Annotated in this window: 10 protein-coding genes; 2 read left to right on the top strand and 8 right to left on the bottom strand. The window is 36.9% G+C overall.

The window, feature by feature from the left end; all coding sequences use genetic code 11:
* Nucleotides 1–261 precede the first annotated feature (261 nt).
* From ctaF to cyoE, 5 genes are all read right to left on the bottom strand, one after another.
* On the bottom strand, nt 262–597 hold the full coding sequence (gene ctaF, locus OR571_RS21065) for a cytochrome c oxidase subunit IVB (protein ID WP_142537616.1): 336 nt from the start codon (nt 595–597) through the stop codon (nt 262–264).
* A 1-nt stretch (nt 598) separates the two neighbouring features.
* Entirely contained in the window at nt 599–1,225 is a 627-nt protein-coding gene (locus tag OR571_RS21070; RefSeq protein WP_142537615.1) for a cytochrome (ubi)quinol oxidase subunit III, read from the bottom strand.
* Between the two features lie 2 nt (nt 1,226–1,227).
* Complete coding sequence (locus OR571_RS21075; protein WP_282245779.1) at nt 1,228–3,090, bottom strand: cytochrome c oxidase subunit I; 1,863 nt, start codon at nt 3,088–3,090, stop codon at nt 1,228–1,230.
* A gap of 33 nt (nt 3,091–3,123) precedes the next feature.
* On the bottom strand, nt 3,124–4,206 hold the full coding sequence (gene coxB / locus OR571_RS21080) for a cytochrome c oxidase subunit II (protein WP_282246326.1): 1,083 nt from the start codon (nt 4,204–4,206) through the stop codon (nt 3,124–3,126).
* 101 nt (nt 4,207–4,307) lie between these two features.
* Nucleotides 4,308–5,231 carry a heme o synthase gene (gene cyoE, locus OR571_RS21085; RefSeq protein WP_282245781.1) on the bottom strand — a complete coding sequence of 308 codons (924 nt, stop codon included), beginning with the start codon at nt 5,229–5,231 and terminating at the stop codon, nt 4,308–4,310.
* 323 nt (nt 5,232–5,554) lie between these two features.
* On the opposite strand from cyoE, the gene OR571_RS21090 reads away from it, so the two are divergent.
* Nucleotides 5,555–6,466, top strand: a complete 912-nt coding sequence (locus tag OR571_RS21090; RefSeq protein ID WP_282245783.1) for a COX15/CtaA family protein — start codon at nt 5,555–5,557, stop codon at nt 6,464–6,466.
* 640 nt (nt 6,467–7,106) lie between these two features.
* Here OR571_RS21090 and pyc read toward each other — a convergent pair.
* From pyc to OR571_RS21105, 3 genes are all read right to left on the bottom strand, one after another.
* The gene (gene pyc / locus OR571_RS21095) at nt 7,107–10,547 is read right to left on the bottom strand and encodes a pyruvate carboxylase (protein ID WP_282245785.1); all 3,441 of its coding nucleotides are present in this window, start codon (nt 10,545–10,547) and stop codon (nt 7,107–7,109) included.
* A gap of 13 nt (nt 10,548–10,560) precedes the next feature.
* Nucleotides 10,561–11,727 carry an FtsW/RodA/SpoVE family cell cycle protein gene (locus tag OR571_RS21100; RefSeq protein WP_282245787.1) on the bottom strand — a complete coding sequence of 389 codons (1,167 nt, stop codon included), beginning with the start codon at nt 11,725–11,727 and terminating at the stop codon, nt 10,561–10,563.
* A gap of 66 nt (nt 11,728–11,793) precedes the next feature.
* Nucleotides 11,794–12,075 (bottom strand): Fpa/YlaN family protein, encoded by a 282-nt coding sequence (locus OR571_RS21105; protein WP_142537609.1) that lies wholly within the window; start codon nt 12,073–12,075, stop codon nt 11,794–11,796.
* 177 nt (nt 12,076–12,252) lie between these two features.
* Here OR571_RS21105 and OR571_RS21110 point away from each other — a divergent pair, with 177 nt between their 5' ends.
* Nucleotides 12,253–12,750 carry a peptidyl-prolyl cis-trans isomerase gene (locus tag OR571_RS21110; protein WP_282245789.1) on the top strand — a complete coding sequence of 166 codons (498 nt, stop codon included), beginning with the start codon at nt 12,253–12,255 and terminating at the stop codon, nt 12,748–12,750.
* Nucleotides 12,751–12,758 lie beyond the last annotated feature (8 nt).

Raw genomic sequence — 12,758 nt, forward strand, 5'->3', positions numbered from 1 at the left:
GCTGGACAGTGGTAAATAAATTAAAGAGCTTTTTTGCATTTAATTATGGATTAGTCAGCAAGTTCTATTGATGGAAGCGCAAGGCGGCGACACCTGCTGGCTCACCGTCCGCCTGGAGCGGAAATCAATTACCTTTGCCGTATCTCTTTACCGCGCAGTTTCCCTAAACAGTTATTTCCTTTATAATATCTGAAACCATTCTCCTAATCAGAAAAAAAGCCGAGCCTAAGAATACTCTTAGACTCGACTTTTTAGTTTGGATTAACCCCACCAGATGATCGTTAAGAACGTAAGGATGAAGATAAATCCGAAGAATGCCCCAACAAATAAGAAATACATTGGAACGTTATGATTTTTTTCACTCATATGCATGAAGTAAAAAAGTTGTAATGCCACTTGAACTGCTGCTAGTAACAAAATTACAGGTGCTATTAAGTATTTAGAGAAACCAGCTGCAACAGTAGTGAATGCAATTAGTGTAAAGAAAATCATAATTGCAAAAGTTGTTATCTGGTTGCGCATATCTTGTCTTCTCTTTTGCTTAATATAATTAAATTCAGCATCAGACTTAACATAAACTTGAGCGTCGTGAGACATATTAACCAACAACTCCCATCAAGTATACTACTGTAAAGATGAATACCCACACAACGTCAATGAAGTGCCAGTATAGAGAAGCAGTATAGTATTTTGGTGCATTATACAAGCTAAATCCACGCTTCGCATTACGTACGATTAATAGTGTAATCCATACTAAACCAACTACAACGTGCAAACCGTGCGTTCCAACTAACGTAAAGAAAGCAGATGAAAATGCACTTTGACTATAATTAAATCCTAAATGTACATAGTGATTAAACTCATAAATCTCTAAAGCTAAAAACGCTAGCCCAAGAACAACCGTAATTCCCAACCAAAGCTGCATACCTTTAAAGTTATGGTTTTTCATATGATACATTGCATAAACACTTGTTAATGAAGAAGTAAGAAGTATCATCGTCATAACGAATACTAGTGGTAATTCGAATAATGACTGAGTAGAAAACTCCATACCACTTGGTCCTTTATTTTTAAGCGCTAAATAAGTAGCAAATAAACTTGCAAACAGTACAGTTTCTCCACCTAGAAACAGCCAGAAACCTAAAAACTTGTTCTTACCTTCCATTGTAACTTGTTCTGGGTGATCTGGCCAAGTTTGTGGGGTGTACTTTTTATTTAAGTCCATTATTATTTACCCCCTTTTTCATTCATCAAATCTTCTTTGTGAATATGGAAACCATGATCATCTTTTAATGAACGAACAGCCATTGAACCAAAAGTAATAGCGAATCCAAGTACTAATACTGGAATAGACCATTCTTTTTCACCGTGATAAAGAGCTCCGAAACCAGCGATAAATAAACCAACTGTCATTACGAAAGGAATAAATGAGTTGTTTGGCATATGGATATCAGAAAGAGGCTCTGCATATGTCATACCTTCTTTATTTCCTTCTTGTTTTTCAATCCAGAACGGGTCAAGTCCACGAACAAGTGGAGTTTGTCTAAAGTTATAAAATGGAACTGGTTGTGGAATAGCCCACTCTAACGTACGTCCATCTTCCCAAGGGTCATTGCCAACTGGTTCGTTTCTAACAGCCGTAACAATGATATTATATACAAGAATTATTACACCAATTGCCATGAATGCTGCACCGACCGAGCTGATTAAGTTGAATAAATCCCAACCTTGGTCTGCTCTAAACGTAAATACTCGACGAGGCATCCCCATTAGTCCTAAGAAATGCTGAATAAAGAATGTTAAATGGAAACCGATAAAGAAGAACCAGAAAGTCCATTTACCTAATTTTTCGCTTAACATTTGGTTAAACATTAAAGGCCAATATAGATGTACTGCTGCTAAAATTGCAAGCACAACCCCACCTACGATTACATAGTGGAAATGGGCAACGATAAAGTAAGAATCATGTAATTGATAATCAAGAGGAGCAGCCCCTTGCATTACACCTGTTACCCCACCAGCTACGAATGAAGGAATAAATCCTAAAGCATAAAGCATTGGAGTCGTAACTTTAATACTTCCTCCCCACATCGTAAGCAACCAGTTAAAGATTTTCATACCAGTAGGTACAGCGATTGCCATTGTAGCAACTGCGAAAATAGCGTTTGCTGTAGGTCCTAAACCAACTGTAAACATATGGTGAGCCCAAACCATGAATCCTAAGAAACCGATTAATACGGTCGCAAATACCATAGATGAGTAACCAAATAGACGTTTACGAGAAAAAATAGTGAAAATTTCTGAGAAAATACCGAAAGCCGGTAATATTAAGATATATACTTCAGGATGTCCAAATATCCAGAATAAATGCTCCCAAATAATTGTATTACCACCCATTGTATGGTCAAAGAAGTTACCTCCGAACATACGGTCAAGGATTAAGAAGAATAATCCGATTGTAAGTGGTGGGAAAGCAAAAAGAATTAACGCACTTGCAACAAATGTAGTCCATGTGAATAATGGCATACGCATATATGTCATACCTGGTGCACGCATATTAATAATCGTTACAAGGAAGTTAATACCACCTATGTAAGTACCAGCACCAGCTATCTGTAGTCCGATTGCATAAAAGTCAATACCATGACCTGGTGAAGCTAAAGATAACGAAGCGTATGAAGTCCATCCTGCGTCAGGTGCACCGCCCATAAACCAAGAAAGGTTAAGGAATAGACCACCAAATAGGAATAACCAAAAACCAAGTGAATTTAAGAATGGAAACGCAACGTCACGTGCCCCAATTTGAAGTGGCATAACAGCGTTCATAAAACCAAATAATATTGGCATGGCCGCAAGGAAAATCATCGTTGTTCCGTGCATTGTAATAATTTCATTAAACAGACCAGCACTAACAAAATCGTTATCTGGCTTCGCTAATTGAATACGAATTAGCATTGCCTCAATACCGCCGATTACGAAAAATAATCCACCAGCAATGAGGTACATGACCGCTATCTTTTTATGGTCGACTGTTGTTAAGTAGTCCCATAAAGTTGCGCCAAAGCCCTTTTTCTGTGCGATTGAACTCACAACTTTAACCTCCCTCATAATTATCTACTGAAATTATTTTTCAATAGACAGTCCCATTAAATATTCTGCAAGAGCATCTAATTGCTCTTCACTAAATTCTTCGCCATTGTTAAGTTGTTTTGGCTGAGGCATTAAGTTACCTGGTTTGTATTTCTGTGGATCAGAAATCCAGTTTTTAAGATCTTCTTCTGTATGATCCATAAATCCAGCAACACGGTTACGATCTCCAAATGTCGCTAAGTTAGGGCCAACTCCACCAGCAGTTCCTGCAGCAGAAGTCGCATGACATGCGATACAGCTTGTATTAAAGATTTCTTCTCCTTGAGTAGCAAGCTCACCGTCTGCAACAGCTTCAGTTGTTTTCGCTGCTTCTACCCAAGCATTAAAGTCGTCACGATTCAATGTTTTTACTTTGAAATCCATTAAAGCATGTGATGGACCACAAAGCTCAGCACATTTACCATAAAATACGCCATCTTTTAATCCAGCAGATTCTTTATCGAATTCTAAGTAGAATTGGTTGACATTCTCTACGTTTGTATCCATCTTACCACCAGCTGCCGGGATCCAGAATGAGTGTTTTACATCAGCTGCTTTTAAGTTAAAGTAAACTTTTTCCCCTGTAGGAACTACAAGTTCTTGTGCAGTTACAACGCCTAAATCTGGGTATTCAAACTCCCACCAATATAGCTTTGCAGTTACATTAACAGTAACAGCAGTTTTGTTTCCGTCTGCATCCACGTGATCCATAGCCGCTACATCCGCGTGCTTATAAGTATAAATTACAGTTGGAACAGCAAGTACAATCAATAGAAGAATTGGAATAACTGTCCAAATTACTTCTAGTGTATGACTTCCTTCTACTTGTTTAGGAATAACATTTTCTCCAACTTTTTTGCGTCGGAATTTCACTAGCGCAAGTACATAGATAATTACTACTACGATAACAACAAATGTCATGATAGCAGATGCTAAAAGTAGTAAATTAAATTGATCTCTTCCGACTTGTCCTGCAGGTGTAAGTGTCGATAGATATTCCTCGCCACAACCCGATAAGAAAATCGTTAGAGCTGCTAACAGTGAAAAAAGACGCCATTTTTTAAGCCCTTTCATCATAGCTAAATCAAACCCCTCTTTCATAGTTGTATTCATGTGCATTTAGACGGTCGTTCTGTTTTATATGAATTCTTATGGACTTTAAGAAAGAATTCCCGAAGTTAGATAAAGATAGAAAAGATAATCATTGATACAAACAGGATTGTCATATAATTTAACGAATAAATAAACATACGTGTGGCCCATTTAATATCATTTTCTGTACGAAAACCTTTAATAGATAGCAATAACCAGCCAATATTAAGCACTGTTGCTAAAATAATAAAAATTATTCCGAGATCCATTAATAAAAAGGGTAGTGGGAACAAAAGTAAAATCCATAAAAGCATCGATACTTTTGTACGTTTGAAACCCTTTACAACAGGTAACATCGGAATGTTCGCTGCTCTATATTCTTCCGTCCGCTTCATTGCAAGCGCATAGAAATGCGGAGGTTGCCAAGCAAACATTATTAAGAATAATGCAATCGCACCAAAACTTAATCCCGGTTCTACTGCTGCCCATCCGATTACTGGAGGTATAGCACCTGAAATACTACCTACTACCGTATTACTAACATGTTTTCTTTTTGACCACATAGAGTATAAAACAACGTAACTAATGATACCCGCCAGTCCCCAAACTCCCGCAGAAGTTGAAGCCATAAATAACAAGATTTCACCTACAATTAAAAACGAAAAGGAAGTTATCAGCACGGCTGATGGTGTAAATCTTCCAGTAACAGTAGGTCTACCTTTCTTACTTTTCATGACAGGGTCAATATCACGATCGATATAGTTATTCATCGCTGCAGATCCTGCAATTATAAGTGCTGCACCAAAAAGCGTATAAAATAACAAATCTAACTCATGTAGAAAGTTTCTGTTAGTAATTTGAAATGCTAGCCACAAACCAGTAAATGTCGTTACTAAATTGGAATTCACAATCCCAATCTTAATAAGCGACAGAAAATCTTTCATAAATGAACTGGATACTGGTTCTGTTTCAGTTTCGGTAGTAGCGGTTATTGAATGACCATTTGACATGCTGCCCCTCCTTTCATTTTTGTAAGCATATTCCGCTACCTTTTACTATAGCGAAAATCTTTCCCAATTTCTATAGTGAATAAAGATTTTCGCACAATAAGTTCTAAAAAAATGTAAATTATAATAGAACATATCAATAGTAAATCATTTTTTGTCACTATTTGTGAAGGTTCGGGCACGAATTTATGAACAATTTGTGAAATGGTAATTTCGCCTTCATGTGTTCAAAGTATATACATTGTAATTTTTCTCATGTTTCGATATTATCTAGTAGCAGATATCGTCTTACATAGACGAACAAGATACATAAAGTAGGTGGCGCATTGCACATTCATAAATATTTAAAAGCCCTTGCAATTGCCTCAACAGTTGGTATGTTACTTATCCTGTTAGGAGGAGCACTAGTCACGAAGACTGACAGTGGCATGGGTTGTGGACGACACTGGCCCGGTTGTAATGGACAACTTATTCCAGATGTTATTACGACAGAAGTATTAATTGAATTTTCTCATCGTCTTGTTACAGGAGCTGTCGGTATTTTTATTGTCGCTTTAGGAATTTGGGCTTGGCGTTCTTTAGGACATGTTCGGGAAACAAAATTCTTATCATTCATGGCAATCTTTTTCTTAGTATTACAGGCACTTATTGGTGCTGCACAAGTAAAATGGGGACAAGGAGATTTTATCCTCGCACTTCATTTTGGTATTTCTCTTATTTCATTTGCGGCCGTTTTATTATTAACTCTGTTAATTTTTGAAGTCGATCGAAAATTCGACACGGATAAAATTAGAATAGGTAAAACACTAAGATTTCATACAATTGGTATTACACTTTATTCATACGTAGTCATTTATACGGGCGCACTTGTACGACATACGGAATCTAGCTTAGTCTGCCGGGATTGGCCATTATGTCGAAATGACGAGTTCTCTTTACCTACTAACTTATATGAGTGGGTTCAAATGGGACACCGGACAGCAGCAGGATTAATTTTTCTTTGGATACTAATCGCTGCAATTCATGTTATTAAAAATTACAAATCCCAACGTGCAATCTACTGGAGCTGGATCATTGCACTTATCTTAGTAACATCTCAATTACTCTCCGGAATGTTCGTTATTCTAACTAAGTTAAACTTGTATGTTGCACTATTACATTCATTGTTTATATCCTTACTTTTTGGTCTACTATGTTATATGATTCTATTGTTATCTAGAAGTAGAGGAGAAAATTAAGTACATCATTGTTTTCAATTCCCTAAACACCAAAAGAATAAACAATTAATGGACACATCTTGTTTTAGATTAACAAGATGTGTCCTAATTATTTTGACTAAGACATTAAAGTTAATTGCTAGTCTTGGCGCATCCCGCAAGTCGTGTGCAAACTCGAGTTAGATACAAGTGAGTCTCATGGGGAGGATAAAATGGAATTACGCGCATATTGGGGAAACTGGAAGATAGTAAGTAGAATGAAGTGTCCGCTAGGATCCATAAGAAATAACGCTAGTTAATTAGCGTCACTGTTTATCATTAAAACTCCGGGGCTATTAGGACAAAGTTAATCAACCGGAAGCTCTTTTGAATAAAGTGAATGTATTAGCTTTAGTAAGTAATCCTAAATAACGCTCCCTTACTATTGTTGTCTCAGTCCAAGTAAACTTGTTTTATGAAAATTGGTTGCACACAAGATCAATTTGGTTGCTTTCAGTCTAGACTAGTTGCTCTCAACAGACTTTTGGTTGCTCTCAAACTAGAACTGGTACATGACCCTCCTTATGATTTTTGAAAATGTTTCCACATGACTAAATCTTCTATAGTCACCTAACACATTAGAAAAGGCCGTTTGACAAATGTTTGTCAAACAGCCTTTTTTCTATTCTTTGTCCATTACGATTAATAGATCACCAGTTGAGATTGCTTCTCCTGCCACAACGTGGATCTCTTTTATGACACCATTATATGGTGCCTGTACTGTTGTTTCCATTTTCATTGCTTCTGTAATTAGCAAATGCTGGCCTCTTTTTACTTTGCTACCAATATCTATAGCAACTTTTAATACTGTACCAGGCATAGTTGCACCAATATGATTTTCGTTAGTTACATCTGCTTTTTGTTTTGATAAATGGCTAACTTCAATATTCATATCTTGAATAATGATTTCACGTGGCTGACCGTTCAACTCGAAGTAGATGACGCGATTACCGTCTTGCGTTGGTTCACCGATAGAAACCATTTTAATGATTAACGTTTTTCCAACTTCTATTTCCACTTCAATCTCTTCACCAAGTCGTAAACCATATAAGAATGTAGGCGTATCTAGGACAGACACATCACCAAAATTCTTTTCTGTTGCACTATATTCTTCAAATACTTTTGGATATAAAGTATAGGCCAAAATCTCTTGGCTTGTTACAGGACGACCTAGTTGATTAAATAACAACTCTCGTACGGTTTCAAAATCAACAGGTTCTAGTAACTCTCCAGGACGAACATTAATTGCATGTCGATCTTTTAATATTACTTTTTGAAGCTCTTCTGGGAAACCACCATACGGCTGCCCAATATAACCTTCGAAAAACTCGATTACAGAATCTGGGAAGTCTATTGTTTTTCCTCTTGTGATGACGGATACTTCATCCAAATTGTTCTGAACCATGAACAAAGCCATATCCCCTACTACTTTAGATGAAGGTGTAACTTTTACAACATCACCGAATAATAAGTTCACACGAGAATACATTTCTTTTACTTCTTCCCATCTCTCGCCGAGACCTACCCCTTTTGCTTGTTGCTGAAGATTGCTATACTGCCCACCAGGCATCTCATGTACATAGATTTCTGTATGCGGGCTCATCATTCCACTTTCAAAATCCTGGTAATATTTACGAACATCTTCCCAGTAATAAGATAGCTTTTCAAAAGCGTCAATATCCCCGATGACTTCTCTATTAGATCCTTTCATCGCATAACTTAAACTACTTGCACTTGGTTGTGAAGTTAAGCCTGCCATAGAACCTAATGCAGTGTCGACTATGTCTACTCCAGCATCTATTGCTCTCGCATACATATAAATACCGTTTCCACTTGTATCATGGGAGTGTAAATGAATTGGCAAATCAACCGTGCTCTTTAGCTCGCTGATCAAACGATATGCAGCTTCTGGTTTTAGTAAGCCTGCCATATCTTTAATCGCTAAAATATGAGCTCCTGCCGCTTCTAACTCTTTTGCCATGTCTTTATAGTACTGAACTGTATATTTAGCTCTAGAATCATCTAAAATGTCTCCAGTGTAACAAATAGCTGCTTCTGCTATTTTTCCGGATTGTCTCGTTGCATCAATGGCAACTTCCATTCCTTTTATCCAGTTTAAGCTGTCGAAAATTCGGAATACGTCAATTCCTGCTTCTGCAGACTTTTGAATAAATTCGCGAATTACATTATCTGGATAGTTTTTATATCCAACCGCATTTGCCCCACGGAATAACATTTGGAACAACACATTCGGAATCATTTCACGCATTTTAATCAGTCGATCCCATGGGCTTTCTTTTAAGAAACGATATGCAACGTCAAAAGTTGCACCTCCCCACATCTCAAATGAGAATAGATTATTCAGTCCCTGCGCAGATTCTTTCGCTATACCAAACATATCATGTGAACGTACACGAGTTGCAAGTAAAGACTGGTGAGCATCGCGGAATGTTGTGTCTGTTAAAAGTACGCCTTGTTGCTCTTTGACCCACTTGATAACTCCTTCAACACCTTCTGACTCAAGGATTTGTTTCGTTCCACTCGGTGGTGCTTGAGAAATATCTAATGTCGGTTTTCTTGGAACGCCAAATACTGGTTTCGTTTGTTGCTGCACTCCCGGGAATCCGTTCACCGTAACATTTCCAATATAGTTTAATAATTTGGTTCCTCGGTCTTTTCTATTTGGGAACATGAACAATTCAGGGGTTGAATCTATAAAACTAGTATTAAACTGTCCTGAAAGAAAACTTGGGTGTTTGACAACTTTCTCTAGGAATGGAATATTCGTTTTAATTCCTCGAATTCTAAACTCCTGCAAGTTTCTGTTCATTTTAGCTGCTGCCTCTTTAAAAGACATACCCCATGTAGAAACTTTTACTAACAATGAATCGTAATAAGGTGTGATGACCGCGCCTTGGAAGCCATTACCTGCATCTAAACGAACACCAAATCCACCACCCGAACGATATACCATTAGTTTTCCTGTATCTGGCATAAAGTTATTTAATGGATCTTCTGTTGTTACACGCGATTGTATGGCGAAACCAAATAGAGGAATATTTTCTTGACTTGGAACTCCCATTTCTTCACTTGTTAGTGCTAAGCCATCTGCGATTTTAATCTGTGCATGGACAATATCGACACCCGTGATCATTTCTGTAATCGTGTGCTCTACTTGAATACGTGGATTTACTTCGATAAAGAAAAATTCCTCTTCTGTTACTAAAAACTCTACAGTTCCTGCATTTATGTATGATACATTTTGCATTAATTGAACAGCAGCTTGACAGATTTTGTTTCGTAATTCAGCACTTAATGAATTAGATGGAGCAATTTCCACTACTTTTTGATGTCTTCTTTGGATCGAACAATCTCGTTCATAAAGATGAATTAAATTACCATGCTTATCTCCTAATATCTGAACTTCGATATGTTTTGGTTGATCAATAAATCTTTCCACATAAACTTCGTCTGATCCAAAAGCAGCTTTTGCCTCTGATTTGGCACGTTCGTATGCACTTTCCAACTCATCTTGCGTTTGAACGACACGCATCCCTCGACCACCACCGCCAAGAGAAGCTTTAATCATCAGTGGGTAACCATGTGTCTCACCGAATGCCTGTACCTCTTCTAAGCTTTCAACTGGCCCATCACTACCAGGAATAACTGGAATACCTGCTTTTACTGCTTGCTCACGGGCCTTTACTTTATCTCCAAACATATCTAAATGTTTGGAAGTAGGACCAATAAAAATAATTCCTTCTTCTTCACAACGTTTAGCGAATTCTAAATTTTCAGATAAAAAACCGTAACCTGGATGAATAGCATCTGCATTGCTCTCTTTAGCAATTCGAATGATATCCTCAATATCTAAATAAGCGTCAATCGGCTTTTTACCTTCTCCGACTAGATAGGATTCATCCGATTTAAAACGGTGAAAAGAACCGCTATCTTCCCGTGAATAAATCGCAACGGTACGCAGATTTAACTCCGTACACGCGCGGAAGATTCGAATAGCGATTTCCCCTCTGTTTGCAACAACAATTTTTTTAATGTTCTCCATCCATTGGCACCCCTTATTCTTTTGTTTTTTCATGCTTAACAAACATAGATACATTCATTAATATCCCTATTGCAGCGGATAGTATAATGATAGATGTACCTCCAAAACTTATAAAAGGAAGTGTAACTCCTGTAAGTGGAATAATCCCTAACATTCCTCCTAAGTTTACGAATGTTTGAAAACCAATAATACTAGAAATACCAGCAGCAATCATACGAGCTTGTGGATCTCTTGTAGATAAGGCAATCATGATTCCCTTTAACACAATAAAAAACAATCCACATAAGACTATTAAAACTCCTATAAGCCCAAGCTCTTCCGCTATAATAGCCATTATAAAATCTGTATGTGGTTCAGGCAAGTATCCAAACTTCTGATTGGAATTTCCTAATCCTAATCCCTTTAAACCACCTGAGCCTATCGCAATATATCCATTTACTATTTGGAACCCGTAATCTAGCTCATAGTCGAACGGATTAATAAATGCCTCTAATCGTCCAAGTCTGCGCGGAGTTATCAAGGTATCCTTCATAAAATAGATCGCAAGTAGTCCCATTGTTATAACTATACCAATTAATCCGACAAGTTTGGAGAAAGATTTAAATTTTATGCCACTTGCAGCGATTACTGAAATCGCTACAAAGCTAATAATCATTGTATTTCCAACATCTGTTTCCATCATAATTAGTACAAAAACAAAGAACAATACTATCAATGGGGGTCCCACTGATTCATTCAATTTGTTCAACGTACCATTTTCATATTTTTTCGTAAAAATACCGGCAAAATATAATACTATTACTACTTTCGCAATTTCCGAAGGTTGAATATTACCAAAACCTAAATGAATCCAACTCTGAGATCCACTCGCCCCACCAGTTCCGATAAAATGAACGAGTATTAGTAAGGTAAACATAACAAAAAGCATCAGTTGCATCATGAAGCGTCTTTTATAATGTTTATAAGGGAAAAAGGCCATTAAAAAAAATACTGGGATAGCTAGTGCTAAGTTTATCTTTTGTTTGCCGAAAAAATAGTCTGGCTCCCAGCCATAATTGAGAACTGCCCACCCCATACTAGCACTATAAATCATTACTAACCCAAACAAACATAATGCTAAGTAAACAAAAAACAAAGCATAATCAAAATTTCTAAAAAATCGTTTCAAATATGGAATCATGTCAAAACCTCTATTTCTTCCGTTAGAAAAAAAACTCAAACAGTTAACTTCGTTTGAGTTTTATTATTATTTTTCTGTATGGATATCATGTAAAACGGATAACTCTTTTTCTAGTGAAGCAATAATTTCTTTTCCTTCACTTTTCTCTAAAAGTCCGAGTTTGACCGCAAAATCAATTTCGCGCGATAGTCCAAACATCTGAGTATCCAAAACCTCTTCGTAAAGTGGACATTGAGGCATCGTTAAGTTGTCCATTTGAACTTTTATTAATTGCGCAATCTTTTCCGCATCTTTTCTTAAAAGCTCTAATGCTTTTTCTTGATAGGAAAGCTGTATTTTAGTATCCATGAGGACGCCCCCATTATTATAATTTCTACTTATTTACCTCCCTAAAGTGTATCTTTTGATGAGCAAAATTGCAAGTGTTCTCTCATCATAGTTTATAAAAAAGTGAATTATTCTTTAGAAATTTCCATTTTAGCGATATACTAAGTTAGATTAGAAAGATTAGAGGAGGCAATTTCTGTGGAATTTATCATACCTGTTAAAGGTGCAGTTAAATTTACTATTACGCTTGATCCAACTGTTTGGATTTTTGATGATCGAAAAATTGATTTGGACGAATTTTTCTCAGGAGAATATGAGTATAAAGATGAATTAGAGGAGTATACAAAAGTGACGTCTGCCCATTGGTCACGTGAAATTATAGAAGGCGCTACTGTACCTCCAACTTTACAATCAGAGAAAAAATACGAACGAACAAAAGCACTGACTAGTACATTTGGTGTAGAACTACAACCATTTATTCAGAATGCAGAGCCTCTAGAAGATGCTTCAACATTAGTCATTGAAACAACAGAAGGTGAACACTCTTTCCCATTAAACGAATTAGATACTTTATTACTAAAGTTTAGTCATAAAGGAAAACCACTTCGTGAGGATGGTCCTGTGCATGTTATAAAAAAGGATGGTTCTAATATAAACAATCCGATCAAATTTGTTACTGCATTTCGCGTTGAATAGGAGTTGAT

The organism is Psychrobacillus sp. NEAU-3TGS, assembly GCF_029955155.1.
Taxonomy (GTDB): Bacteria; Bacillota; Bacilli; order Bacillales_A; family Planococcaceae; genus Psychrobacillus.